We start from the raw sequence: 24,428 nt of genomic DNA on the forward strand, positions 1-24,428 counted from the left end.
TGCCAACATGGCACTGCTTTTCTATATGCAATCCATTTGAGATGACAGGTGATAACCATGGATTTTTTGTCTTATTTCTCAGCCACGCTCAATCAACTGCCGTTTTTGCTGACAGCGGTATTGATCGGGTTAACCGTGCATGAGTTCGCTCACGCTTTTGTAGCGACCCGCTTCGGGGACCCAACCCCCCGAAACGATGGACGCCTGACTCTGAATCCGGCCGCCCATCTCGATCTGATGGGAACATTATTCTTTATCTTCTTCCATTTCGGTTGGGCCAGACCCGTCTTGGTCGACCGCCGTCACTTTCGTCGACCGCGACTGTACAGCATTCTCGTCACCTTTGCGGGCCCATTCAGCAATCTTCTTGTCGCCTTGGTCACCATGGCGCTCTGGATGGTAGCCACCGCCGCTGGCTTAATGGATGGAATATCTTCGCAAGCCGGTTATATCGTCAACACCTTGTTTGGGACCATTGTCCATATCAATGTGTTGTTGTTCTTCTTCAATCTCTATCCGTTCCCACCGCTGGATGGCTATCGCATAGTGGAAGACTTGGTCTCTCCCCGCCTACGAGCCAAGATGGGACAATATGAACAGTGGGGCATCTTTGTATTCCTTATCTTGGCCATCACACCGCTTGGCCAATTTGTCTTTGGACCAATGTTCAACTATGCGATCCCCATGACCATCGAGGCGATGAGTAATCTCCTCTCATTGCTGTTCATGTGAACAACCTTCGCTATGGAAATCCAGCTTGCTTTCTTGCGCGAGACACGTCTCCAGTCAAAAAGGCACCCCCCCTTCACGCACACCGTCAAGAGGGGGCGTTGCCATACCTTGCATATTCGCCGTCACCATGCCTTCGCCAACTCTAACTCATCACGCAAAGGAATCCCATGGTACCCGATGACCGGAATGGTCGGCTTCATCCGGCGTGCGGCATCGACAGCCCCTGGAAACAGGCGCACCAACCGATAGCCCCGTTTTTGATAAAAAGCAAGCGCATGCAGATTATCATTGGTAGTGATCAGGTACAGGCGCGTCGTTCCCATGGCTTTCACTTCCTGCTCAGCGCGCGCCAGCAACGCCCCACCGATGCCTTGGCCTTCCCGCAAGGCATTGAGGCTCATCAGTTCGGCATCTTGTTCGTCCATGCGCCAAGTAACCGCTCCCACGGGTTCCCCGCCACTGTAGGCGATCACTGCCTGTACATCCGCCAAAGCGGTGCTACGGCCGCGGGTGATCATCGTTGTTCCACCCCATTCCTTTTGCCATAACGCCTCCAGCCACTGTCTTTCCTCATCCGTCTCTGCCAGCCTTAATTCCAATTCTGTCATACTGGTTCCCTCATCCCGTTATCGTTCTTGTTGATAGGAAAAAGTCTGCATCGTCCGATACCACGCACTAACCGTGCCTTCCTTAACGCCAGCAGTCAGCCATTTGCGCTTGCCGTGACGCCGGCATTGGCCACATTCCATCAAAATCAATTGATCAGCCAGTTCAGCCAAGGCCATATCCCGTTCTGTGGCAATCAGCGTAATCCGGTCTTTGGACGGGTGCCGCAATTCTTGCCACAACAAAGCCCGCCCCAATGGGTCCAACCCCTCTGTAGGCTCATCCAAAATCCATATGCGCGGCTTGCCGATCAATCCGTGCGCCAATAAAAAGCGCTTCAGCGCCCCACCGCGCAGTTGGTACAACGGTGTATGGCGCACACCGGCCAATCCCCAACGCGTCAGCAATTCCATCGCCCGTTTGCGAGACCGCAACACCCGCTTGCTACGCGCTTGCAAGATCAGCGACTGTTCCACGGTCATATCATTGTCAAGTTGCTTAGCATGCGGTATATAGCTAATGATTTGTTTGAGCGGCGACACACTGGATATTCCCGATGCCATCAAGCATCCCCGCGACCATTCTACCATTTCTTTGTCTGTCAGTTGATACAGCACATTGCCGTCATCCGGTACCATCACTGTCGCTGTCACTCGGAGCAAAGTGGACTTGCCCGCTCCCCGTGGCCCTAGAACCACTGTGATCCCTTCACTGACTGATGCTGAAAAATCAAGTAAGCCGATGTTCTTCATTTGGTTCCGAGCTGGGCGGGTCCGTGCATCAGATATTTCATAACATTTTCTGATATGAGACCATTCAATCCGCATGATTCACCCATCCCTTCCTAACCCAATTACGCTGAAATTCCATGTATGATTGTGTATGTTAATGTTCTAATCTCAGAATAAATTTCACTCTCCAACTACTTACAATTTAAGTATAGCTTGATAAAATCAGGCACCAACCCGCTTTTTTCGCAAAATAATGACAAATATGTGAACGGCATACCTATTCTTTGTTGACAGAAAATTATTGTCATGATACTTTAAATTCTGGACACCTTCATATGTGAAAGACGGGAGCTTGGAGTAAGCCAGGCTGAGAGGGCGGAGCACTCTGCCGCCGACCGGTTAACCTGATCTGGGTAATGCCAGCGTAGGGATGGGTTGGAACCGCTTCATTGCGGAACCTTGTCGAACAAGACACTTGTCGACGGATTTTCTGCTATGATGCGCTCCTTCACACTTTGACCATTCAAGTCATACGCGCTGGGCGTATGGCTTTTTCTATGCACACATACACACCACCGTATTCTCCTCACGGCGCATCGACACACCGCACATATCGGTTGCGCTTGCACGCGCCCCCATTTCTAATCACCCCGACCATCGCCTCTGTTTGCCCCTGCGCGCCAAACTCCTGTCCATATGACCGTCCGAACAAGAGCGCAAGGAGTGTTGTGACATGGAACGATATTTTTTTCCCAATAGCCGCAAGGTATATGTACCCGGTTCACGCCCGGACATTCAGGTGCCAATGCGGGAGATCCAATTGTCTCCGACCACCCATTCTCAGGGAGAAACCCCAAATGAACCGGTGCGCGTCTACGATACCAGCGGCCCGTACACCGATCCAGACGCTTCAATCAATTTGGAGCAAGGTTTGCCCAAACTGCGGCGGCAATGGATTCTGGAACGCGGGGATGTGGAGGAATACGAAGGCCGCAAGGTGCAACCGATTGACAATGGGTTCAAATCCGAGGAAAAAGCAAATCTCTTCCGCACCTTTCCCCAAACGGGTTCACGCCCATTGCGCGCGCGCCCTGGCCGAAGCGTAACCCAGATGCACTACGCGCGTAAGGGCATCATCACGCCGGAAATGGAATTCATCGCTATCCGTGAAAATGTGACGCCTGAATTCGTTCGGGAAGAAGTGGCCAGCGGACGCGCTATTATCCCGAGCAACATCAACCATCCAGAAGCGGAACCGATGATTATCGGCAAAAATTTTCACGTCAAAATCAATGCCAACATCGGTAACTCCGCCGTAACTTCTTCCATTGAAGAAGAAGTGGAAAAAATGACTTGGGCTACCCTGTGGGGTGCTGACACGATCATGGATCTGTCCACAGGGAAAAACATCCACAACACCCGGGAATGGATCATCCGCAACTCACCCGTACCAGTGGGCACCGTACCTATTTACCAAGCACTTGAAAAAGCTGGTGGCGATCCGGCCAAGCTCACTTGGGAAATGTACCGCGACACGCTGATTGAACAAGCCGAGCAAGGTGTTGACTATTTCACCATTCATGCGGGTGTATTGTTGCGATACATTCCGCTCACTGCCAACCGTACAACAGGTATTGTATCTCGCGGCGGTTCGATTATGGCAGCTTGGTGTCTCGCCCATCACCAGGAAAACTTCTTGTACACGCATTTCCGGGAAATCTGCGAGATCCTGCGGAGCTATGATATTTCCGTTTCTCTCGGAGATGGATTGCGTCCTGGATCGATTGCAGATGCCAATGATGAGGCGCAGATGGCTGAACTGTATACCTTGGGTGAACTGACCAAGATCGCTTGGGAATACGATGTGCAAGTGATGATTGAAGGGCCTGGCCACGTGCCGATGCATAAAATCAAAGAAAATGTAGACATTCAACAAGAAGTGTGCCAAGAAGCTCCCTTCTACACCCTGGGCCCATTGACGACTGACATCGCGCCAGGCTACGATCACATCACTTCAGCCATCGGCGCGGCAATGATCGGTTGGTTCGGGACCGCCATGCTTTGTTATGTCACCCCGAAAGAGCATCTGGGATTACCTAATAAAGAAGACGTCAAAGAAGGGGTAATCGCGTACAAAATCGCCGCTCATGCCGCCGATCTGGCGAAAGGCCACCCTGGCGCCCAAAAACGGGACGATGCCTTGTCCAAAGCGCGGTTTGAGTTCCGCTGGCGCGACCAGTTCAACCTCTCGCTCGATCCCGTACGGGCGCAGGAATACCATGATGAAACCTTGCCAGCGGAACCGGCCAAGACAGCCCATTTCTGCTCCATGTGCGGCCCCAAGTTCTGCAGCATGCGAATTACACAAGATATTCGCGAATATGCCGAGCAAAACGGGTTAAGTCTGGCCGAAGCAGCGGAAGTAGGCTTGAAGGAAAAAGCGGAGGAATTTAAAGAGAAAGGTTCCTCTTTATACCAATAACCTGCCAACAACAAAGAAGAAACGCTGACTACGGCGTTTCTTCTTTGTTATGTTTAAATGGATACCAGCCGATTGCCTCATACATGGGGATGCGACCCAAGTGGGAGCGGTACAAGACCACGCCTTCTACCAACCAAGGCTGTTCAATCTCTGGAGACAAGCTTATTTCGTTCAGTCGATCATAGGGAAACCGACTTTGTCGATATTTGCGGGCCAAGGTGATGTGTGGGCGGTATGGACGATCATCGGGCTTAAAGCCGAGTGGACGCATCCTGGCTGTCACCAGTGATTGCAGAGCATGCAAGCGCTCCAGCTCACCCGTTGCACCTACCCATAAAATCTGGGGGCGATCTGGACGCCCAAACGTTCCGATCCCCTCCATTGCCAGCCGAAACGGAACGGTTTCCTGTGCCAACAGCGTTAACGCTTCTTTGACTTGATTTAGTTGCTCCGCCGCAACATCTCCCAAAAATTGAAGGGTTAGATGATAATCCGCCTCGTGCACCCATTTGGTAAACGGCCATTCTTCCTTCTTTTCGCATACCCACGCCTTCAATCCGGCTCGTTGCGCCGCCGGGATGGGCAAAGCCACAAAATACCGCTCAGTGGATGCTTCCTTCATCTCTCTTCCCTCCTTTTTAAAAGCAAAGCCCAGCTATGCGGGTAGCTGGACTTTGGGTGCATATGTAGATTATGCATTTAATGCTTTTTTAGCCGCCAACACAGGCGCCTCATAATCAGGATGATTGGTCACCTCTGGTACATATTCCACATACACGATCTGATCGTTGCGGTCAACGACAAATACTGCGCGAGCCAACAGGCGCAGTTCTTTAATCGCTACACCGTATGCGGTACCAAAAGAGAGGTCCCGATGATCAGACAGGGTTTGGACGTTTTCCACTCCAGCCGCACCGCACCAACGCTTTTGGGCAAATGGCAAATCAACGCTGACGGTCAGCACTTTTACCCCATCCAATTTGGCAGCTTCTTCATTGAAACGGCGTGTTTGCATATCGCACACGCCCGTGTCCACGGAGGGAACAACGCTGATGATACGTACAGAACCCTTGCTGCTGTCCAGTGTCACCGGGCTCAGATCATTGGCCAACACCGTGAAGTCCGGCGCTTTGTCGCCTACTTTTAATTCCGGTCCCAACAGGGTCACCGGGTTTCCTTTAAAGGTCACTGCTGCTTGGCGTTCAATCGTCATGGTATATAGCCTCCTTTTTTTTGGCTCGTCTCCATCTTACCATGAGGCCGAGATCAGGAAAATCCCCCACCCCAGGCGGATTCCCCCCCACTTGATTTCATCTACAGGATATCCACTTTTTCTTTGAACATGCCTGTTGCTCCCCCATTTTTCATTCTTCTTCATCCATGCTATAGTGACAAAGAAAGTGATCTAAAGGGGAGCGATACCGGAATGAATATCCAAGTGAGCGAATTGGCATTGGCAAAGATGAAATGGCTGATCTGGCAAGAACAAAGCACGGCCCCGCTGGCGTTCCGGGTCATTTCCCTGACCTCGGGTTGCGGTGCACCAACGTTTGCCTTGGAAATGACCGAACCCACACCTGCCTTTCAGACCAAACGTATCGACGGCGTCCTGTTCGCATGGCTGCCGCAAGATGCCAAGTGGATGGATGGCTTGGTCATTGACCTCAATCGGGAAAACGGCAAATTTTCCATTTATCATCCCCACCCTTCATTCATGTCTTCGTGCCCATTTGAATGAAATAAATAGAAAGGGATGCGGCCTGGCCAACAGTTCGCTATTCCCCGTCAACAGATGTCAAATAGGAGTGGATAAAAAGATGCTGGCCAATAAATGGATGATCGGCGGAGTGATTACGCTCATCGTCTTACTCCTCCCGTTTTGCACTTTGTGGAACCTCGTCTCGCGTTATGACCATGCAGAACCTAGTGCAGAGCATCACCGCATCGCCGTTGTCCTGGGAGCCGCCCTTTGGGATCAACAGCCCAGCCCCGCCCTCAAAGAGCGGTTAAATCTGGCACTTCGCCTGTACAAAGAAAAACGGGTGGATTATCTCTTGCTATCTGGAGGATTGGGCGTGAGCGGGATCACCGAGGCGGAAGGCATGAAGCGCTACCTAATCGCACGCGGTGTGCATGCTGACCACCTCATATTGGAAGACCGATCCAACAACACCAAGGAAAACTTGAAATACTCCGCCGAATTACTGAAACAATCAAAAGGGGAAAAAGTTGCCCTCATCACCCATGATTACCACATGTACCGCGCCCTCAATTATGCACGGCAAGCGGGGGTACGCGCCACTCCTGCACCGGTTCATTCCCAAGTGCTGTTCACACCTTACCACAAAGCGCGTGAATGCCTAGCCTTAATTAAGCAGAAACTGTTGCGGATGTGAGCTTGGCGCGGGTTCCATCCCCGCGTTTTTCCACATTCGTCACTCGTCTTTCTCCGCCATGGAGCGTTGTCTTACTGCGGTCCGCAACCTCTCATCAACGATGCGGATTTGCATCAAACCACCTGTGCCAGGACGTCCTTCTTTGATTGCCGCCAACCGCGCTTCGGTCTCTTTTATTACCGCAGCCATATCAATTCCCATCCACTCCTCAGGATACGCCGCCAGCTTTTCCAGCGCTGCCGTCCACAACTTAACCGCCCCTCCAAGATTTCCGTTGCGTTGGTGGTACAGACCGACAGCCACTTGCAACAACCCTTGGTAAAACCGTTCCCGTCCTTCCTCCAGCCAAAGCTCTTCCAACACTTCATGGCACTCATAATAATCTTGTTCCACGTTAAAATAATAAAGAAAATCAATATACAATTGCGGATAAGCCATCTGTTCACCTCTCGTGGGAGCAACCGCCAATTGCTCCTATGTTTTTGCCCACGCTTCCGCTAGAATAGATAATAAGTGAACGACAGAAAGGATGGCGTCTACGTGAATTTGGAAACAGCCACGCGCGAAAATCTTGAACACATCGTCAACAAGATTAAAGACAGCCTGAAAATCGTCAACGCCGCAATCATCACCGCGGATGACTTCAAGCTGGAACAATACGAGGAATTGCTAGACATCTATCGCATGATTGAAAAAAAACAGGGCCGATTATCCATGATGGAGATCGAAGGCGTCTTGGACGAATTGCGAGATCTGAAACAAAACAAATAGCCCCGCTTTTCACACCATTGGTGCGCGAACCGTTAAGAAAAGCCCCTCTCCAACCGCTAACCGGTTTGGGAGAGGGGTTTATTCCATCTATTTCATTTTAGGCAAAGCATTGCGCCAAGGCATCCGGCAACGGCACTGCCTTACGCTCTATCAAGTCGATGGTGCAACTGATCACTTCTGCATCAGCAACCAATTCTCCACGCTCATTCACAATCTCATGCTTCAGCACGAAGCTGGTGCGCCCTTTGCGGATCGGCTCGGTGCTAATGGTCAGTTTCTGGCCCAACCTCGCCTCTTTTCGATAATTGATGTTGATGTTGACCGTGACTGTGCCCACATTCTGTTCCGATAAAAGATCAAAGGGCAAGCCCGCCCGGTTGTACCAATCTTCCCGGCTCCACTCCATGTATTCCAGGTATTTGGCATTGTTCACATGCCCCATCACATCAATCTCCGTTGGACGAACTTCGATTTGAATCGCCGTTTTCATATCGCATGCCTCCGCTGCTCGCTTCTCACTCGTATCCGGCCTGTTCCAATGCATCCAGCAAATCAAGCAATTCCACCCATCCTTGCCGGTCGCGATGGGCCCCCATCTTTTCTGTCAGGTGTTCTTGGTTCCACAAAAAAGCCCGCAAAGTGAAAATGTTCATTTCCAACCCCACTTCATGGTACTCCTCATGGAAACAAGCCTCAAATAGGCCGGCCAACTCCGCATACGCATCATGCGGCGCCAGACGCTCCAAGTAGAAAGCCATTCGAATCTTGCGCCAACCATGCAGTAGCCGTTGCTTCAAAAAGCTTTGCCGATAACGCGACCATTCTCCATGCAACAACATGTCCGTCTCAGGTTGGTGGTCTGCGATTTCATTGATGATGTGAAAAACGGTATGCATTTGGTCAGGATTTAATTCCATTGTGCTGATGGATTGTACTTTAATATTCAACTTCTTCAACGATGGAATCAATTCCCTCATTTTCATTATGGATGCCCCCTATAATAAAACCGAAAACCATGTCACCATTTACTTCATCTCTTTGCGAATGAAATGTGCGGCTGCCAAGTCGACCCCGGATGAATGAAAATGACAAATGCAAGGGACGCCGACGGCAACCGCTTTATTCGCCCTGTCTTTTTGCCTCAATATCCGCTTCGCTTATTCATTCCGATGTATTCATTGTTTTCGTTGATTTGCGTTAAGTTAAAACGAACAGGGAGGCTGAATTTTTTCCCTGTTCATTTTATTATTATATCTGAAAACCTTTCCAATAAGAGGAACGGGGGATTATTTTTAAATTTTCGTCAAATGTGCAAAGGAAAAAGCCCCCAAGACGGGTTGGGGGCTTGGTTTGGCGTGTGTGTGTTATTTCTTGTTCACCATATGAATAGCGTGTCCCAACACACCTTCCGCCGCTTCCATGATCGTCTCTGGCAGAGTCGGATGAGCATGGATGGTCAGTGCGATGTCTTCGGCGTTTGCACCCATCTCCACCGCAAACACAGCTTCGCCGATCAGAGTGGATGCTTCCGGACCAACAATTTGCACACCCAAGACTTGCTTGGTTTCTTTGTCCGCCACGATTTGCACGAAGCCGTCCGCATGGTTCATGGACAGAGCCCGACCGTTAGCCGCAAAGGCAAAACGGCTTACCACCGGCTCATACCCTTCCTCCTTGGCTTGTGCCTCAGTAAGACCGGTATAAGCGATTTCCGGATCGCTGAAAATGACAAACGGCATCGCTTGATAATCGATCACGCTGTTCATTCCGCACATTACTTCTGCCGCGATTTTCGCTTCATAGCTCGCTTTGTGAGCCAACAGTGCACCACCTGCGCAATCGCCAATCGCGTAAATGTGCTCTACGTTAGTGCGGCATTGTTTGTCGATTTTGATGAAGCCGCGTTCGTCCGTCTCTACTCCCGCGAATTCCAAACCTAATTCATCGGTGTTGGGTTTGCGGCCGACGGCAACCAAGCAATAGTCAGCAGAGAATGTTTTTTCTTCGCCATTTACGGTTGCGCGGACAACAACTTCGTCACCAGTGTTTTCCCCACCTTGCACCATCGCTTCGGTGATCACGGTAACACCCAGCTTTTTCAGCTTGCGGGTAACCATTTTGGTCAAGGCTTCATCCGTGCCCGGCAGCAACGATTTGGTTCCTTCCAGAATCGTTACCTCAGCACCAAGTTTGGCATAAGCGGTACCCAGCTCCAAACCGATGTAGCCGCCACCCACCACGATGAAGCGTTTCGGTACTTCTTGCAGGTTGAGCGCTTCGGTGGAGGAAAGGATCCGTTTGCCGTCAAAAGGCAGGATTTTCAATTCGGCCGGACGGGAACCGGTAGCGATGATCACATCATTAAACTTATATGTTTGGCTAGCATCTTCGCTCACCACACGCAGGGAGTTAGGTCCGCTGAAATAAGCTTCCCCGCTGATGATCTCCACTCCGTTGCCTTTGAGCAGGCTGTTCACGCCGCCGGTCAATTTTTTAACCACACCGTTTTTCCACTCGATCAATTTCGGCATGTTCACGTTGACGTCGCCGGACACTTCAATGCCCATCTCACCCGCTTCTTTGATCCCCATATACCGCTCAGACGCGGAAATAATCGCTTTGGAAGGGATACAACCGCGGTTGAGGCAAACGCCGCCAACCGTATCTTTATCTACAATCGCTACGGAACGTCCCAGCTGGGCCGCACGAATGGCCGCAACATATCCTCCTGGGCCGGAACCGATGACGAGAACATCTACTTCTTGTGCCAAATCACCTACTACCATCTTATCTCATCTCCATCATCAAGAGTTTTGGATTTTCCAAGAGCTGTTTCAAACGGCTTAAGAACCGGGCAGCGACATCTCCGTCGATCAGGCGGTGGTCAAAGCCCAAGGAAACGTGCAGTTGCGGACGAACGACGATTTCTCCGTTATGCACAACCGGCTTTTCTTTGATCGCTCCGACACCCAAGATGGCCACTTCCGGATAGTTGATAATCGGGGTGAACAATTGGCCCCCCAGATTACCCAAGCTGGAAATGGTGAAGGTGCTTCCTTTCATCTCACTTGCATCCAGCTTCATTTGGCGCGCGCGGCTCGCTTTGTCAGCCGTTTCTTCCGCCAAGTCAAACATGGATTTGCGATCCACATCTTTGATCACTGGCACCAGCAAGCCATTGTCGGTCGCCGCAGCCATACCGATGTGGTAGTAATGCTTAATGACGATTTCTTGATTTTCATCATCGATCGAAGCATTTAAGGTTGGGAACTCGCGCAGGGCCGCAACGACTGCTTTCATGATAAACGGCAGATAGGTCAATTTGATGTTGCGCTCTTGCGCGATGCTTTTGCCCCAGTTGCGCAACTCAACCAGTTCGGTGACATCAAATTCATCCATGATGTGCACATGCGGTGCAGTGTGCTTGCTTTCCACCATGCGTGTTGCGATGGTGCGACGAATACCACGCAATGGGATACGTTCTTCCGTGCCGACGGTCTCGATGGCTGTTTTGGACGGTGCCACACCAGATGCCGCTTTGGTCGCAGGCGCTTCAGCAGCGGTTTCTGCCGGAGCAGCTGCTTGTTTGCCGCCAGCCGCAAAGTTGCGCACATCTTCAGCCAAGATGCGTCCATGTTTGCCCGTTCCGGGCACTTGTGTGATATCTACGCCCAATTCGCGCGCCAGCTTACGCACAGACGGCATCGCCGACACATTGCCGCGTTTAGCCGGCGCTTCCGTTTTGGCCGACTCTACTTGAACCGGTTCAGCCGGTGCTTTTTCCGCTTGCGCCGCTTCCTCTTTAGCAGGCGCTTCGGTTGCCGGAGCCGGTTCGGCGCCTTCCACATCGATCAGAGCGATGGTAGAATGAACGAGGGCAATATCCCCTTCTTTCACTTTCAGTTCACGAACCGTGCCCGTAACTGGTGAAGTGATTTCCACTACCGCCTTGTCGGTTTGCACCTCTGCGAACACGTCAAACTCTTCGATTTTGTCTCCCACATTGACATGAAGCTTTACTATCTCACCTTCGTGGATTCCTTCACCAACATCAGGCAATTGAAATTCGTATGCCACGAGAGCAACCTCCTATCTGACTCAAGCTACCTAGTTTTGTTCAATCTGGTCATGAAAAAGAAGGCGGTGACCCGACCACCTTTTTCGTGGCGGGTATGACCACCGCTCATTGCTATGTACCATGCCAAACATGCAACAGTACACAGGTTGTCCGTTCCAATCTCATCAGAAGTCGAGCACTTCGTTGATCGCCTTCACGACGCGTGCGGCATCCGGCACCCACTCATCTTCAATCAATTGGTAAGCCAAATGCGTATCCGGCGGTGTCACGCGTTTTACCGGTGCTTCCAATTTGAGAATAGCGTGCTCGTTGATCAGTGCAATCACATCTGCGGCCACACCAGCAGAGTATGGCGCCTCTTGCAAGACGATGGCACGGCCGGTTTTTTCAACCGAGCTGACGATGGTTTCAACATCCAGCGGGCTCAGGGTGCGCAAGTCAATCACTTCCACTTTCGTGCCGCGCTCTTTTTCCGCTTGCTCTGCCGCTTTCATCGCCGTATGCACCATCGCACCGTACGTGATCACGGTGATATCTGAACCTTCCCGCACAACGTTGGCTTTGCCGATCGGTACGGTGTATTCGCCTTCTGGCACTTCACCTTTCAATGCGAAGTACAATTTCAAATGCTCCATGAAGAAGACCGGGTCGTTGTCGCGGATCGCCGAGATCAACAATCCTTTGGCATCATAAGGGTTGGATGGGCAAACCACTTTGATCCCCGGCGTTTTGGTCAACCACGCTTCCAAGCTGTCGGCATGCAACTCCGGCGCCTTCACACCTGCGCCAAATGGCGTGCGGAAGACGATTGGGGCGGAATAGCGACCACCGGAGCGGTAACGCATCCGCGGAGCTTGCACCGCGATAGAGTCAAATGCTTCTGGAATAAAACCGATGAACTGAATCTCAGCAATCGGACGGAAACCTTGGACAGCCAGACCCACAGCCAGACCACCGATGCCCGACTCCGCCAGCGGGGTGTCAAGCACGCGGTGTTCACCAAACTCTTTTTGCAAACCGTCGGTTGCACGGAAAACGCCGCCGTTGGTTCCCACATCTTCACCAAATACCATGACGTTTGGGTCGCGCTTCAGTTCCACGCGCATGGCATCATTGATCGCTTTCACCATTGTCATTTGTGGCATGGTTTATTTACCCTCCTTTGCGAACTCTGCTTTCTGTTTTTCCAGATGCGGAGGAGTAACTTCGTACATCGCATCGATCAATTGATCCACCGTCATCTTCTCATAAGACTCGGCTTTCTTGATCGCATCTGTCACAGCTTGTTTCGCTTCTTCAATCACTTGGTTTTCATCCGCTTCCGTCCACAGACCTTTGGATTCGAGGAAACGGCGGAAACGAACCAGCGGTTCTTTCTCGTCGTACTCAGATGGCTCATCTTTGGCACGGTAGCGGGTTGGATCGTCACCCGACATCGAGTGCGGTCCAAGGCGATAGTTGATCGCTTCGATCAATGTTGGACCTTCGCCGTTGCGGGCGCGTTCTGCTGCATCGTGCACAGCTTGGTACACAGCCAGCACGTCAAATCCGTCTACTTGAATGCTACGAACACCGGCGGCTACACCTTTTTGCGCGATGGAAGCGGCATTCGTTTGCTTCTTGAACGGTGTGGAGATCGCATAACCGTTGTTTTGCACCACAAAGATCGCAGGCAGTTTATAGACGCCAGCAAAGTTCATTGCTTCATAGAAATCCCCTTGCGAGCTACCGCCGTCTCCGGTGAAGGTGATGGCTACACGTTTCTCACCACGTTGTTTGAAAGCCATCGCTACACCGGAGGTTTGCACGTATTGTGCACCGATGATGATTTGCGGCATCAGCACATGCACATCTTCAGGAATTTGTCCGCCATGGATGTGCCCTTTGGACCACAGGAACGCCTGATACATCGGATAACCGTGCCAGTACAATTGTGGAATATCACGATAGCCCGGCAGGATGAAGTCGTCTTTGTTAAGCGCGAATTCACTACCGATCATCGTCGCCTCTTGACCCGACACAGGCGCATAGAAACCAAGACGCCCTTGGCGAGCCAAGTTAACCGCGCGCTGATCCCAGACGCGGGTAAACACCATGCGTCTCATCAATTCCCGCAGTTGCTCGTCGCTCAACTTTGGCATTGCATCTTTATTCACCACTTTACCTTCTACAGACAGAACGGCAAATGGCTCAATCGGTTGTAACCGAACTTCAGCATTTCCAAACATGTTGCGTTGTTTGGTCTTCGCCATGGTATCACCCCATTTTATAAGTCTCAGTGAAAACGTTTCACTGTTATAACTATAACCGCAATCTGTTTTAGTACAGGATGAGGATCGCTCCGGAAATCAATTGCTATGCTTCAATTTCCCCTGTTGAAACAAACGCTCATAATTCAATAATACAACTCATAAAAAATTTGTCAATCAACCTTTCTCCTTTAAGATGCTCATTAAACTTTTAAATCATGAACTGACTGTTTTCTGTTCCACCCTCTTGAATAAATTTACCAACCATAAAAGATTCCCTGCTCTTTTATTCTTCCTTAAAGCGCTTCGTTATTTTCGCATAAACGCAGAGAAAAATAAATGCAGATTAATAAGAATATTCTAATTATATTTGTGCGAGGAAGAAATAATTAGAAAAATGGATTATCGCTATGTAAAATGCATTTACTAATTATATTGAAAATTTGTTTCGAATTGAAGTACAATTACATAACAAAGACATAATGGATGTATTTCGCAGCAAAAGAGGTGACGTTAGATGAATTTTATTTTAGAAGCAGACCCTCCAAGTAGTTAAACCAATAAATGAACGGGTGTAGCCAATCAGCGCCATCTCCCCAATAATTACCAAGCCAAACTCAGGAACCTTCCTGAGTTTATTATTTTACGTGGCATAAAAAAAGGAACCCAAATTGGGTTCCAAACCTCCCCCTAGGATGAAGTTGGCAACAACTTCTCATCGGGCGGTTGATCCTCCTGCGTCAACGGTGACGCCATAATTCGGGAGATCCGCAACTGATCCATTTCTTCCACAGTGAACAGCCAGTCTCCGAAAGCGACCTGATCCCCCACGCTCGGCACCTTCTCCAGTTCCGAAAACAACCAACCACCGATCGTGTCATTATCCTGGTCTTCAATCTGAATATGAAGCAATTCATTCACATCTTCAATCAACAACCCTGCATCAATAGACGCATTACGTCCCTTCCGCAAGATATGAGGCCGTTCATTGTCAAACTCGTCTTGGATCTCACCGAAAATCTCCTCTATGATATCTTCGGTAGTCAAAATGCCGGCCGTTCCGCCATATTCATCAACGACAATCGCCATTCCCGCGCGATTTTTTTGCAATTGGCGCAAGATGTCCTTCACTTCCATCGTTTCTGGCACAACTGTAGCCGGCCGGGCCAACTCCGAGAGATTCGGCTCTTTTCCTTCTGTCATCAGCTGATACACGTCGCGAATATGCACAATCCCTTTGATGTCGTCCTTGTCCCGGCCGCATAATGGGAATCGCGTATGCGGCGTCTGTTTGATCCGTTCCAGATTGGCATGAAACGGCTCATTCTCATACAGACAAACGATTTTAACGCGCGGTACCATCACTTCCCGGGCAACCCGTTCCGTGAAATCAAACACGTTGTCAAACAGGGTCAACTCGGTTTGATCAATCACGCCGCTCTTATGGCTTTGCGCGATGAGCATCCGAATTTCCTCTTCGGTGTGCGCCTGGTGGGTTTCATTGGATTCGACGCCAAACCACCTCAAACACAAGTTGGCCGCATTGTTCAGGACGTAGATAAAGGGTCGGAAAACGACATAAAACCAGTTGAGCGGCATGGCCGTCCACAAGGTAATGGATTCCGCTTGGCGAATCGCCCAAGACTTTGGTGCCATCTCACCCAAGACGATATGCAAAAACGTGATGAGGGTGAAGGCAACGATCACCGCCACCGCATGAATCATCCATTCGGGCATACCCAGATAGATGAACAGCGGCGATATCAATTTGACGATGGCTGGTTCCCCAATCCAACCCAACGCCAAGGAAGCCAGTGTAATCCCCAGTTGCGTCGCCGACAGATAGGCGTCCAGATTGGCCAGGATTTTCTGCGCAACCCGGCCGCGCCGGTCTTCCAATTGGGCGATTCGTGTCGATCGCACCTTGACTATGGCGAATTCGGCTGCAACAAAAAATCCGTTAAGGAATACAAAAAACACTACCAAAGACATCATAAGAAGCGGTTCTATCACGTCTTCCAATCAAGTTCTCCTCCTAAGAGCGCGAAAAAATATGTTTTCTCTGTATTATATCACCTTTTCCCAAGGTATGTTCAGTCCCCAACAAACTTACGAATCGCATGTGCCACACCGTTTTCCGTGTTTGGTTTAGTCACGAAACGGCAAATCTGCTTCACTTCGTCCTCAGCATTGCCCATCGCCACCGGAACACCTGCCACTTTCATCATGGATCGGTCATTCTGGTTGTCACCGATCACCATGACTTCTTGCATCGGCACACCGTAACGCTCCGCCAACTTTTGCACCGCGATCCCTTTTTGTGCCTTTTGATCGTTTACTTCAAAGTTGTAGACAGAAGAAGCGGATACCGCTACATCTGAAACGGCTTCGGCACGCTGCCTGACTCTCTTCAATTTGGTTAAATCACTCGACAGCGCCACTGCTTTATAGATGCCGATCGAGGGATCAGCCAGAATGTCTTCGGCGTACCGCCCTTTCACCCGATCTTCGATCCGATTGCGCCTGCGTTCAGTGAAACTCTCCAACCATTGGTGCAATGAGGTGTCAACCTGTTCAAGCTTGTCCATTTCCGCTTTGATGATCTCAATCCCGTCACGGTTGCGATAAATCCCATCTCGAGTGTAAAACTCATAATATGTCCCACCATCTTTAAGCAAGTGTGCCAGTTCGTCTACTTTGCCCGGGGACATGAAGATCTCTTCAACCATTTCACCGTCAGGCAACTGCGTGCAGGCGCCATTCAAATAAATGAGCGGTCCTGTAAATTCGATTTCATCCAACACTCTGCGGGCACCATGATAGGAGCGGCCCGTCGCAATGGCCACCACCACGCCTTTGGCCTGCGCTGCGGCGATGGCTTGCCGATTGACCTCACTTACCCGCCCTTCATGATCCAACAGGGTGCCATCCATATCGATGGCGATTAACTTCACCATACCATCCACCCTTTCCCTTCTTTATAACAAGCGTTTCATTCCCTTGTTTCATTCCGACTAAACAGCTTCATCGCGCTTTTAATCTTTCCATTCTGTCAGGAGCCGATGTGCTTCATCGTTTTAAACCGCATGGGCCGGGCAAATTGTGTATAATAGGGACAGACCTTTAATGGACAAGGATGAGTGCAATGCAAACGACAGAACAACAAACTCCCCGCCTGTGGGGAGATAAACGTTTTCATACATGGAACCACCACCTGCGCCAAGTGTTTGGCGAAAAGATCTTCAAGGTGTCCTTAGATGGCGGGTTTACCTGTCCCAACCGCGACGGCAAGGCCGCTATCGGAGGATGCACCTTTTGTAGCGCCCGCGGTTCGGGTGATTTCGCGGGAAACCGCCGTGATGACTTGCTCAAACAATTTCACGATGTAAAAGAGCGCATGCATACCAAATGGCCTGATGCAAAGTACATCGGGTATTTTCAAGCGTTTAGCAACACGTACGCACCGGTGGAAGAGTTGCGGGAGATGTACGAAGTGATTCTGGAGCAAGAAGGGGTAGTCGGCTTGTCGATTGCCACGCGCCCCGATTGCTTGCCGGACGATGTGGTCGAATATCTGGCCGAACTGAATCAGCGCACCTACCTGTGGGTTGAGCTGGGACTGCAATCGATCCACGAAGAGACATCTAAACTGGTCAACCGCGGGCATGATTACGAATGTTTCCTGGAAGGCGTAGCAAAGTTGCGCAAGCACGGCATCCGTACATGCGCCCACATCATCCACGGCTTGCCGGGCGAAACAGAAGAAATGATGCTCCAGACAGTGGAAGCTTGCGCCAACATGGATATTCAGGGCATGAAAATCCACTTGTTGCATCTGTTGAAAAACACCCCCATGGTCAAGCAGTACGAAGCGGGGCTAGTCCAATTTTTGGAGCAAGACCAATATGTTCGGCTCGTAGCTGACTCCTTGGAAATGCTGCCCCCTGACGTGGTGATCCATCGCGTGACCGGGGATGGCCCGCCTGATTTGTTGATCGGCCCGATGTGGAGTCGCAAAAAGTGGGAAGTGCTCAATGCAATCGATGCCGAGCTGGTACGGCGTAACTCCTGGCAAGGCAAAAAAGCCAAACCCCGCAACGCTGAGCGGCTTCATCCGAACAGGGTGTGATTAACTATGATCCTACCTTCCATCTTGGCCAGCGCCCACGCTGCGGTGAAAGCCGCCTGCCCTCCCGGCTCCATCGCCGTGGACGGCACGATCGGCAATGGCCATGATACCTTATTCCTGGCCGAATGCGTAGGCCCCACCGGCCATGTTTATGGATTTGATATCCAACAGGCGGCGATCGAGCGTACCCACGCCCGATTGCAACAAGCCGGCCGACGCGAACGGGTCACTTTATTCCATACCAGCCACCACCTCTTGGCGGAGCAACTGCCCGAAGATACACGCGGCCATGTTCGCGCCTTCATGTTTAACTTAGGGTATCTCCCGCACGGAGATGAACAGGTAATCACCCAGCCACACACCACCTTACACGCGTTGGAAGCAGCGACCTCGTGGATGGCAACAGGGGGCATTCTCAGCGTAGCCCTGTACACCGGCCATCCCGGTGGGGAGGAAGAAGCACGCGCTGTCATCGATTGGGCCCGTTCCCTCCCCGCCCACGCCTATCAAGTGATGTGGCAACAAACCATCAACCGAAACCAAGCACCTTCCCTGCTACTGATCGAAAAAAAACACGTGAAAAAAAGGGGTGACGGTCTTTCTTGACCATCACCCTTTTTTCCTGCTTGGGCTCAATCCACGCAAGCTTTTCATGCCACTAAATGCACAAAAAAACATCTCCCATTTGGAAGATGTTATGTTCAAATATTGAACTGCCGTCGCGTTAACGATTCCGTTTTTGTTTTGCCGCAAGTGCACTCAAGCGCTCTTCGCTGCTCTTCATCCATTTTTTCATCATGTCCTCGAAATCGCCCGAGTTTTTGTTGCGGCCGCCACCTCGACGGTCCCCGCCCCTTTTCTCGCGCGGCCGATCATCGCTCAGTGCTTTGATCGACAAGGAGATTTTGCCTGACGGATCAATGGACAACACTTTCGTTTTTACTGTAGCACCTACTTGCAATACATCTTCAACTTTTTCTACATACTTTGTCGAAATTTGAGAGATGTGAACTAAACCTGTTTCTCCTGATTCTAATTTAATAAAGGCTCCGAAAGGTTTAGTGGAAATCACTTCTCCCTGTACGACGGCCCCTTCCTTTAACTCGCTCATTATAACACTCCCGAAGTGGAATTCATTCTGTACAAAAGTACCATTTATTTTTTGAAAAGTCAACGGGTATTTATCCCAGCAAAGAATATGATTCGTAGAGTTATCAAGGCTTCGTGCCCACTCCTCCTACGAACAATATATGGGAAAATAGGCGGGAAATATGCCTCTACCCTCGCCCTTCCTTTAGTGTAACCCGTTTTCGCCAACGCCATGAACCATTGCTCGATGTTTGCAAATCACTCAATTTTCATAATGAATCCTGCATATTTAATCATTTATACCAACCTCCTTCACGAACGACAATTAATTATGTTATACTTTTTAACGATTGATACACCACATATGAACGAAAAATTAATTCGGGGTTTGAATGAGTTTATTTACAATCGGGTCGTGTTTGCTTTAGCTACCAGTGAAACCTGCCATTTCATCCCATATGTATGGTTACCAGACACCCCTTTTGTAAGCTCACTCCCCAGAAAAAAAGGTGGATGCTTAAGAATGAGTATCGTCATTCCTACAGAGAAACCGGCACTTCAACTGTTGCGCAGCCAACATGTGCACATGAATCTGTCCGTCGCGGAACTGGTTGAACACGCCGTCACCCGCGGAGAAGCCATCTTGACCAAAGAAGGAGCCTTGCGGGCAACCACGGGTTCATTCACTGGACGTTCCCCCAAAGATAAATACATTGTCAACGAACCGACGATCACGGATAAGATTGACTGGGGCACGGTTAATCAGGCGATGGCGCCGGAGCAATTTGCCCACATTCTAAAACGCTTACAATCTTATTTGAAAGAAAAAGAGCTTTTCATCTTTGATGGATTCGCCGGAGCCGATTCGACCTACCGCCTGCCAATCCGCGTGATCAATGAATATGCATGGCACAACCTGTTTGTGCGCCAATTGTTCATTCGTCCAGAGAAGGAAGAATTGGCCAACCACCAACCGGAATTCACCGTCGTTTGCGTGCCGCATTTCGAAATCGATCCCGAACAAGACGGCACCCGCTCCAGCACGCTGATCGCCATCAGCTTCGAGCATAAGATGGTTATCATTGCCGGCACTGAATACGCTGGTGAAATGAAAAAATCGATCTTCAGCGTGATGAACCATTTATTGCCGGAATACGGTGTGATGCCGATGCACTGCTCTGCCAATGTGGGAGAAGACGGGGATGTCGCCCTGTTCTTCGGTCTGTCCGGCACCGGCAAAACCACGTTATCAGCTGACCCTGAACGCCGCCTGATCGGTGATGACGAGCATGGCTGGTCCGACCATGGGGTGTTCAACTTCGAGGGTGGATGCTACGCGAAATGCATCGGCTTAACCAAAGAAAAAGAGCCGCAAATTTGGGAAGCGATCCGGTTTGGCACCGTTTTGGAAAACGTGGTGCTGGATGAAACGCGCCAAGCGGATTTCAAAGACAACAGCCTGACGGAAAACACCCGAGCCGCCTATCCGATCGATTACATTCCTGGAGCGGTGATTCCTGGAGTGGCTGGACATCCTAACGTCATCCTCTTTTTGACTGCAGATGCATTTGGCGTCTTGCCACCGATCGCCAAATTGACACCGGAACAAGCAATGTATCACTTCTTGGCTGGTTACACCAGTAAGCTCGCCGGTACGGAACGCGGTGTCACCGAGCCGGAGGCGACTTTCTCCACTTGCTTTGGCGCTCCATTCTTGCCACGTCCGGCCCATGTCTATGCTGACATGCTCGGTAAGAAAATCGAGCAACATGGAGTGGACGTCTACTTGGTCAATACCGGATGGACCGGAGGCCCTTACGGTACAGGCCAACGCATGAACCTGGCCTATACCCGCGCCATGGTACGTGCAGCGATTAATGGTTCGCTCAAACAAGCCGACTTTGAGACTGATCCCATCTTTGGCTTGCATATACCGACTTCTTGCCCCGATGTGCCTGCCGAACTTTTGAATCCGCGGCACACCTGGCAAGATCCGGTTGCTTATGACCAAGCAGCGCGCGAGTTGGCCGAACGTTTCCATCGACACTTCGACAAATTCACTGGCATTAGCGAAGCAATCAAGCAAGCAGGCCCCATCCGCTAAGCCTGACACTACTATCCTCATCCCAAGCCCGGCTCCAAGAGCCGGGCTTCTTCTTTGCAAGAAGCCATTTCCATGATGTTTCACTTGAAAACGACCAATAATATTGGTATCATCACGAAAGTGAAACCGCACGGAGCAATGACAGCATGAAGGGAAGCATATGCCATGAACAAACCTGTAGTGATCGGCGTGGCGGGCGGATCGGGTTCCGGCAAAACCACTGTCGCGCGCAAACTGGTGGAGCAATTCGCCGATTCTGTCGTCTATCTCGAACAAGATTCCTATTACAAAGACCAATCGCATTTAACCCTTGAGGAGCGCCAAAAGACAAACTACGATCATCCACTCTCCTTTGACACCGACCTGTTGATCGAACAGTTGTCGCAGCTGCTCCAATACAAATCCATCGACAAGCCGGTCTATGATTACACTGAGCATACGAGAGCGCCGGAAACGGTGAGGCTTGAACCGAAGGACGTCATCATCTTGGAAGGGATTCTCATCTTAGACGATGAGCGTTTGCGTAATATGATGGACATCAAAATCTTTGTCGACACAGATGCCGATGTACGCATTTTGCGCCGGATTGAAAGGGATATCAAAGAACGGGGTCGCACGTTCCAATCGGTGATGGATCAATATCTTAACGTCGTTCGTCCCATGCACTTGCAGTTTATCGAACCGAGTAAACGTTACGCTGACTTGATCATTCCCGAAGGCGGACACAACCAAGTCGCCATCAATCTTTTGATTAACCACATCCGTATGTATTTGCACACAGCCAATACCCGTTGACCAGTCTTCCAGGAGTCGATGTCCTGGAAGATTTTTCTTGTTTCCGGCCTCCTGTTTTCAAAAATTTAAGAATAATGTTCTTGTTTTCACCAGGGGAATGCAGTAAAATAAGCGATAGTTTATTTCATAATTCTTTCCAAAACAGGAGGAATTTATGGTGAATGCCATATATTCAGAAACGATTCAAACCACACGGGAAGATCTTCTTACCCACCCGGTTTATACGATGGTCAATTCGCCCGAACGTATCAAAATCTTCATGAAACACCATGTTTTTGCCGTTTGGGATTATATGAATGTGCTCAAACGGCTCCAACGGCAGCTAACTTCCCTCTCCATCCCGTGGATCCCGCGGGCGCATGCCGAGTATGTCCGCTATATCAACGAGATGGTACTGACGGAAGAAGCTGACGAGGACGGGCAAGGAGGCTACGCCAGCCACTTTGAAATGTACATACAAGCCATGGATGAAGCTGGAGCTGACATCACCCCGATACAGCAGTATGTGGAAATGATCATCGCGGGATACCATCCGCTTGAATCCTTATACTCTAGCGAAATCCCCCCCACTGTTGCCGACTTCGTCAGACAGAGCCTGGAATTATCGCTGAACGGTAAACCCCATGAAGTCGCCGCTTGGTTTATTTTCGGGCGTGATGATCTGATCCCTGATATGTTCGCAACCTTATTGCGTTCTCTGGAACAGCAGGGAATCCATAATCGGTTCACCTCTTATTTGCGACGCCATCTCGCCGTAGACGGCAGGCGCAATGGCCCGCTTGCTGAAAAACTGCTGCAATCCTTGTGCGGCAACGACCCCTTGAAACGAGAACAAGCCTACCGGATTGCACAATCGGCGTTGGAAGCGCGCCTCCGGCTATGGGACGGCATCACCGATGAGATCAAGCGCACCGGAGTTTAACTACCGCACAAAAAAGCCCGGGCAGCGAAACTGTGCCGGGCCAACATTTATCGGCTTTCTTCTTTTTGTTGTTCTAATTTTTTGAGTTGTGTGGTCAGCACGCTGAGGCGGTGCTTCAATTCTTCGCCCCACTCTTTATCATTTAACACTTTGGATACTCTCAAGAGATCGAGTGAATGGTCGATTTGTTCGCGTAGGATCGGCTCCAGATCATCCGTTTCTTGGAAACTGATCCCAGCCTCTTTCCATTCTGCGATCATTTCCGGAGTGATCGTTTCACGGAGGGTGACCTCTCTCACACGGTCTTCCAGCGCATATTCAATCACCAATTCAAATTCTTCCTTAACCGCAGGATGCACTTCCATCGAATGACAGACTGGACAAAACATTAACGGAACCTGATGCACCATGATGGACTGCTGCCGATAAGATCCAATTAATCCAATCATGGAGGCGCCACAGCAGTAACCCATGGGCTTTCCCTCCTCTTCCCACTCATAATCGACCACATGTTTTAGGACATTTGATGGAAAAACAAAGAAGCTTGTGTATATATTTTACCACAAATCTGAGTAATCCAAACCATAAGACCAAAAGAAAAAACATAGCGAATCTTACTCCGCTATGTTTTATCTCTCACTGGCACCAATCTACATCACAATCATCTGCATAGCGCGGTTGTAATTTTGTTTTATTATCTGCGGCAAAAATTTGCGCGCCATCCATCATGTACCCCTCGCGCATGCTCATCTCTTTGGTTCGCAAATCCATTTCGCCTACCGGTTGGTGGTTGTGATAAAAGACCAACCGACCGTCTTCCAAGCGACCCGTCACTTTATCGCTGATATCAGCCCATCCCATAAAAAACATCCCCCTCCTTGCACCTTTTTTAATTGTCCATAGTCTGTCTCGGACCGAGAGGCGATATGCAAAGAGGGGGACCGGCTTCACACTTTACTCGCTAATCATTTCTTCATATTTTTCTGCTGGCAGAAGCTTTTCCAAATCAGCCTCATTTGACATTTCGACAACGATCATCCAGCCTTCTTCGTACGGTGAATCGTTCACATTCTCCGGAGAATCGGTCAGCTCTCCATTGACTTCCACGACTTTTCCGCTGACTGGAGCATACAACTCCGAAACGGTTTTCACAGACTCAACACTGCCGAATGGTTCATCGACGACAAGTTCGGTTCCTACTTCTGGTAATTCTACGAATACGATGTCACCCAATTCGGATTGCGCGAAGTCGGTGATCCCGATACGGGCCAAGTTGCCCTCCGTTTTTACCCATTCATGTTCTTTGGAATAACGTAGCTCTTTTGGCAAGTTCATGTCGATTCC

Annotated in this window: 27 protein-coding genes and 1 riboswitch; of the genes, 10 read left to right on the plus strand and 17 right to left on the minus strand. The window is 50.2% G+C overall.

Annotation, left to right across the window (positions count from 1 at the left end; translation table 11 throughout):
* The first annotated feature begins 57 nt into the window (after positions 1-57).
* Entirely contained in the window at positions 58-732 is a 675-nt protein-coding gene (locus NYR52_RS13595) for a site-2 protease family protein (RefSeq protein WP_259435832.1), read from the plus strand.
* A gap of 122 nt (positions 733-854) precedes the next feature.
* On the opposite strand, the gene NYR52_RS13600 is transcribed toward NYR52_RS13595, so the two are convergent.
* Entirely contained in the window at positions 855-1,340 is a 486-nt protein-coding gene (locus tag NYR52_RS13600; RefSeq protein ID WP_132221055.1) for a GNAT family N-acetyltransferase, read from the minus strand.
* 18 nt (positions 1,341-1,358) lie between these two features.
* Complete coding sequence (locus NYR52_RS13605) at positions 1,359-2,165, minus strand: ABC transporter ATP-binding protein (protein ID WP_132221057.1); 807 nt, start codon at positions 2,163-2,165, stop codon at positions 1,359-1,361.
* 238 nt (positions 2,166-2,403) lie between these two features.
* Positions 2,404-2,517: riboswitch (TPP riboswitch) on the plus strand.
* A 285-nt stretch (positions 2,518-2,802) separates the two neighbouring features.
* Here NYR52_RS13605 and thiC point away from each other — a divergent pair.
* Complete coding sequence (gene thiC, locus NYR52_RS13610) at positions 2,803-4,551, plus strand: phosphomethylpyrimidine synthase ThiC (RefSeq protein WP_259435833.1); 1,749 nt, start codon at positions 2,803-2,805, stop codon at positions 4,549-4,551.
* Between the two features lie 28 nt (positions 4,552-4,579).
* On the opposite strand, the gene thpR is transcribed toward thiC, so the two are convergent.
* Entirely contained in the window at positions 4,580-5,173 is a 594-nt protein-coding gene (thpR, locus tag NYR52_RS13615) for an RNA 2',3'-cyclic phosphodiesterase (protein ID WP_132221061.1), read from the minus strand.
* A gap of 69 nt (positions 5,174-5,242) precedes the next feature.
* The gene (tpx, locus tag NYR52_RS13620; RefSeq protein ID WP_022736989.1) at positions 5,243-5,764 is read right to left on the minus strand and encodes a thiol peroxidase; all 522 of its coding nucleotides are present in this window, start codon (positions 5,762-5,764) and stop codon (positions 5,243-5,245) included.
* 213 nt (positions 5,765-5,977) lie between these two features.
* Here tpx and NYR52_RS13625 point away from each other — a divergent pair, with 213 nt between their 5' ends.
* Positions 5,978-6,289, plus strand: a complete 312-nt coding sequence (locus NYR52_RS13625; protein ID WP_102993253.1) for a hypothetical protein — start codon at positions 5,978-5,980, stop codon at positions 6,287-6,289.
* Positions 6,290-6,368: 79 nt separating this feature from the next.
* Positions 6,369-6,947, plus strand: coding sequence for a YdcF family protein (locus tag NYR52_RS13630; RefSeq protein ID WP_259435834.1), 579 nt, complete (start codon positions 6,369-6,371; stop codon positions 6,945-6,947).
* Between the two features lie 39 nt (positions 6,948-6,986).
* Here the strand turns inward: NYR52_RS13630 and NYR52_RS13635 are convergent, their stop codons facing one another.
* The gene (locus tag NYR52_RS13635; protein ID WP_132221065.1) at positions 6,987-7,385 is read right to left on the minus strand and encodes a DUF309 domain-containing protein; all 399 of its coding nucleotides are present in this window, start codon (positions 7,383-7,385) and stop codon (positions 6,987-6,989) included.
* Between the two features lie 102 nt (positions 7,386-7,487).
* Here NYR52_RS13635 and NYR52_RS13640 point away from each other — a divergent pair, with 102 nt between their 5' ends.
* Positions 7,488-7,718, plus strand: coding sequence for a DUF1128 domain-containing protein (locus NYR52_RS13640; protein ID WP_158283269.1), 231 nt, complete (start codon positions 7,488-7,490; stop codon positions 7,716-7,718).
* Between the two features lie 97 nt (positions 7,719-7,815).
* Here the strand turns inward: NYR52_RS13640 and NYR52_RS13645 are convergent, their stop codons facing one another.
* The 8 genes from NYR52_RS13645 to NYR52_RS13680 form a co-directional block, all read right to left on the minus strand.
* On the minus strand, positions 7,816-8,208 hold the full coding sequence (locus NYR52_RS13645; protein WP_246026889.1) for an acyl-CoA thioesterase: 393 nt from the start codon (positions 8,206-8,208) through the stop codon (positions 7,816-7,818).
* A 25-nt stretch (positions 8,209-8,233) separates the two neighbouring features.
* Positions 8,234-8,701 carry a hypothetical protein gene (locus NYR52_RS13650; RefSeq protein ID WP_106342241.1) on the minus strand — a complete coding sequence of 156 codons (468 nt, stop codon included), beginning with the start codon at positions 8,699-8,701 and terminating at the stop codon, positions 8,234-8,236.
* Positions 8,702-9,082: 381 nt separating this feature from the next.
* Positions 9,083-10,504 (minus strand): dihydrolipoyl dehydrogenase, encoded by a 1,422-nt coding sequence (lpdA, locus tag NYR52_RS13655; protein ID WP_022736996.1) that lies wholly within the window; start codon positions 10,502-10,504, stop codon positions 9,083-9,085.
* 1 nt (position 10,505) lies between these two features.
* Positions 10,506-11,795 (minus strand): dihydrolipoamide acetyltransferase family protein, encoded by a 1,290-nt coding sequence (locus tag NYR52_RS13660; protein ID WP_132221069.1) that lies wholly within the window; start codon positions 11,793-11,795, stop codon positions 10,506-10,508.
* Positions 11,796-11,960: 165 nt separating this feature from the next.
* Positions 11,961-12,941: an alpha-ketoacid dehydrogenase subunit beta gene (locus tag NYR52_RS13665; RefSeq protein ID WP_132221071.1), complete on the minus strand. Its 981-nt coding sequence runs from the start codon at positions 12,939-12,941 to the stop codon at positions 11,961-11,963.
* A gap of 3 nt (positions 12,942-12,944) precedes the next feature.
* A complete protein-coding gene (pdhA, locus tag NYR52_RS13670; protein WP_246026911.1) occupies positions 12,945-14,024 on the minus strand; it encodes a pyruvate dehydrogenase (acetyl-transferring) E1 component subunit alpha in 1,080 nt (359 codons plus the stop codon).
* A gap of 711 nt (positions 14,025-14,735) precedes the next feature.
* A complete protein-coding gene (locus tag NYR52_RS13675) occupies positions 14,736-16,058 on the minus strand; it encodes a hemolysin family protein (protein WP_310795348.1) in 1,323 nt (440 codons plus the stop codon).
* Positions 16,059-16,138: 80 nt separating this feature from the next.
* Positions 16,139-17,002 (minus strand): Cof-type HAD-IIB family hydrolase, encoded by an 864-nt coding sequence (locus NYR52_RS13680; RefSeq protein WP_132221075.1) that lies wholly within the window; start codon positions 17,000-17,002, stop codon positions 16,139-16,141.
* 188 nt (positions 17,003-17,190) lie between these two features.
* Between NYR52_RS13680 and mnmL the strand changes: the two genes are divergently transcribed.
* Together mnmL and mnmM are read left to right on the plus strand one after the other, a co-directional pair.
* The gene (gene mnmL / locus NYR52_RS13685; RefSeq protein ID WP_375163153.1) at positions 17,191-18,174 is read left to right on the plus strand and encodes a tRNA modification radical SAM protein MnmL/YtqA; all 984 of its coding nucleotides are present in this window, start codon (positions 17,191-17,193) and stop codon (positions 18,172-18,174) included.
* A 6-nt stretch (positions 18,175-18,180) separates the two neighbouring features.
* Positions 18,181-18,780, plus strand: coding sequence for a tRNA 5-(aminomethyl)-2-thiouridylate-methyltransferase MnmM (gene mnmM, locus NYR52_RS13690; RefSeq protein WP_132221079.1), 600 nt, complete (start codon positions 18,181-18,183; stop codon positions 18,778-18,780).
* A gap of 118 nt (positions 18,781-18,898) precedes the next feature.
* On the opposite strand, the gene NYR52_RS13695 is transcribed toward mnmM, so the two are convergent.
* On the minus strand, positions 18,899-19,285 hold the full coding sequence (locus tag NYR52_RS13695; RefSeq protein ID WP_022737004.1) for a S1 RNA-binding domain-containing protein: 387 nt from the start codon (positions 19,283-19,285) through the stop codon (positions 18,899-18,901).
* 501 nt (positions 19,286-19,786) lie between these two features.
* Here NYR52_RS13695 and pckA point away from each other — a divergent pair.
* The 3 genes from pckA to NYR52_RS13710 all read left to right on the plus strand — a co-directional run bounded on the left by pckA (position 19,787) and on the right by NYR52_RS13710 (position 23,084).
* Positions 19,787-21,367, plus strand: coding sequence for a phosphoenolpyruvate carboxykinase (ATP) (gene pckA / locus NYR52_RS13700; protein ID WP_259435836.1), 1,581 nt, complete (start codon positions 19,787-19,789; stop codon positions 21,365-21,367).
* Between the two features lie 165 nt (positions 21,368-21,532).
* Positions 21,533-22,162: a uridine kinase gene (gene udk, locus NYR52_RS13705; protein WP_022737006.1), complete on the plus strand. Its 630-nt coding sequence runs from the start codon at positions 21,533-21,535 to the stop codon at positions 22,160-22,162.
* A 154-nt stretch (positions 22,163-22,316) separates the two neighbouring features.
* Positions 22,317-23,084 (plus strand): DUF3050 domain-containing protein, encoded by a 768-nt coding sequence (locus NYR52_RS13710; protein WP_246026891.1) that lies wholly within the window; start codon positions 22,317-22,319, stop codon positions 23,082-23,084.
* Positions 23,085-23,131: 47 nt separating this feature from the next.
* Here the strand turns inward: NYR52_RS13710 and NYR52_RS13715 are convergent, their stop codons facing one another.
* From NYR52_RS13715 to gcvH, 3 genes are all read right to left on the minus strand, one after another.
* Positions 23,132-23,557, minus strand: coding sequence for a hypothetical protein (locus NYR52_RS13715; protein WP_022737008.1), 426 nt, complete (start codon positions 23,555-23,557; stop codon positions 23,132-23,134).
* 163 nt (positions 23,558-23,720) lie between these two features.
* Entirely contained in the window at positions 23,721-23,945 is a 225-nt protein-coding gene (locus NYR52_RS13720) for a DUF2553 family protein (RefSeq protein ID WP_022737009.1), read from the minus strand.
* Between the two features lie 93 nt (positions 23,946-24,038).
* On the minus strand, positions 24,039-24,419 hold the full coding sequence (gene gcvH / locus NYR52_RS13725) for a glycine cleavage system protein GcvH (RefSeq protein WP_022737010.1): 381 nt from the start codon (positions 24,417-24,419) through the stop codon (positions 24,039-24,041).
* Between the last annotated feature and the right edge of the window lie 9 nt (positions 24,420-24,428).

This window comes from Laceyella sacchari, from assembly GCF_024927925.1.
GTDB classification, from domain to species: Bacteria; Bacillota; Bacilli; order Thermoactinomycetales; family Thermoactinomycetaceae; genus Laceyella; species Laceyella sacchari.

Bases quoted from the DNA above. Each gene is read 5' to 3' on its own strand.
- NYR52_RS13595 (WP_259435832.1), top strand. From the start codon at position 58: ATGGATTTTTTGTCTTATTTCTCAGCCACGCTCAATCAACTGCCGTTT.
- NYR52_RS13600 (WP_132221055.1), bottom strand. From the start codon at position 1,340: ATGACAGAATTGGAATTAAGGCTGGCAGAGACGGATGAGGAAAGACAG.
- NYR52_RS13605 (WP_132221057.1), bottom strand. From the start codon at position 2,165: ATGCGGATTGAATGGTCTCATATCAGAAAATGTTATGAAATATCTGAT.
- thiC (WP_259435833.1), top strand. From the start codon at position 2,803: ATGGAACGATATTTTTTTCCCAATAGCCGCAAGGTATATGTACCCGGT.
- thpR (WP_132221061.1), bottom strand. From the start codon at position 5,173: ATGAAGGAAGCATCCACTGAGCGGTATTTTGTGGCTTTGCCCATCCCG.
- tpx (WP_022736989.1), bottom strand. From the start codon at position 5,764: ATGACGATTGAACGCCAAGCAGCAGTGACCTTTAAAGGAAACCCGGTG.
- NYR52_RS13625 (WP_102993253.1), top strand. From the start codon at position 5,978: ATGAATATCCAAGTGAGCGAATTGGCATTGGCAAAGATGAAATGGCTG.
- NYR52_RS13630 (WP_259435834.1), top strand. From the start codon at position 6,369: ATGCTGGCCAATAAATGGATGATCGGCGGAGTGATTACGCTCATCGTC.
- NYR52_RS13635 (WP_132221065.1), bottom strand. From the start codon at position 7,385: ATGGCTTATCCGCAATTGTATATTGATTTTCTTTATTATTTTAACGTG.
- NYR52_RS13645 (WP_246026889.1), bottom strand. From the start codon at position 8,208: ATGAAAACGGCGATTCAAATCGAAGTTCGTCCAACGGAGATTGATGTG.
- NYR52_RS13650 (WP_106342241.1), bottom strand. From the start codon at position 8,701: ATGAAAATGAGGGAATTGATTCCATCGTTGAAGAAGTTGAATATTAAA.
- lpdA (WP_022736996.1), bottom strand. From the start codon at position 10,504: ATGGTAGTAGGTGATTTGGCACAAGAAGTAGATGTTCTCGTCATCGGT.
- NYR52_RS13665 (WP_132221071.1), bottom strand. From the start codon at position 12,941: ATGCCACAAATGACAATGGTGAAAGCGATCAATGATGCCATGCGCGTG.
- pdhA (WP_246026911.1), bottom strand. From the start codon at position 14,024: ATGTTTGGAAATGCTGAAGTTCGGTTACAACCGATTGAGCCATTTGCC.
- NYR52_RS13680 (WP_132221075.1), bottom strand. From the start codon at position 17,002: ATGGTGAAGTTAATCGCCATCGATATGGATGGCACCCTGTTGGATCAT.
- mnmL (WP_375163153.1), top strand. From the start codon at position 17,191: ATGCAAACGACAGAACAACAAACTCCCCGCCTGTGGGGAGATAAACGT.
- mnmM (WP_132221079.1), top strand. From the start codon at position 18,181: ATGATCCTACCTTCCATCTTGGCCAGCGCCCACGCTGCGGTGAAAGCC.
- NYR52_RS13695 (WP_022737004.1), bottom strand. From the start codon at position 19,285: ATGAGCGAGTTAAAGGAAGGGGCCGTCGTACAGGGAGAAGTGATTTCC.
- pckA (WP_259435836.1), top strand. From the start codon at position 19,787: ATGAGTATCGTCATTCCTACAGAGAAACCGGCACTTCAACTGTTGCGC.
- udk (WP_022737006.1), top strand. From the start codon at position 21,533: ATGAACAAACCTGTAGTGATCGGCGTGGCGGGCGGATCGGGTTCCGGC.
- NYR52_RS13710 (WP_246026891.1), top strand. From the start codon at position 22,317: ATGGTGAATGCCATATATTCAGAAACGATTCAAACCACACGGGAAGAT.
- NYR52_RS13715 (WP_022737008.1), bottom strand. From the start codon at position 23,557: ATGGGTTACTGCTGTGGCGCCTCCATGATTGGATTAATTGGATCTTAT.
- NYR52_RS13720 (WP_022737009.1), bottom strand. From the start codon at position 23,945: ATGGGATGGGCTGATATCAGCGATAAAGTGACGGGTCGCTTGGAAGAC.
- gcvH (WP_022737010.1), bottom strand. From the start codon at position 24,419: ATGAACTTGCCAAAAGAGCTACGTTATTCCAAAGAACATGAATGGGTA.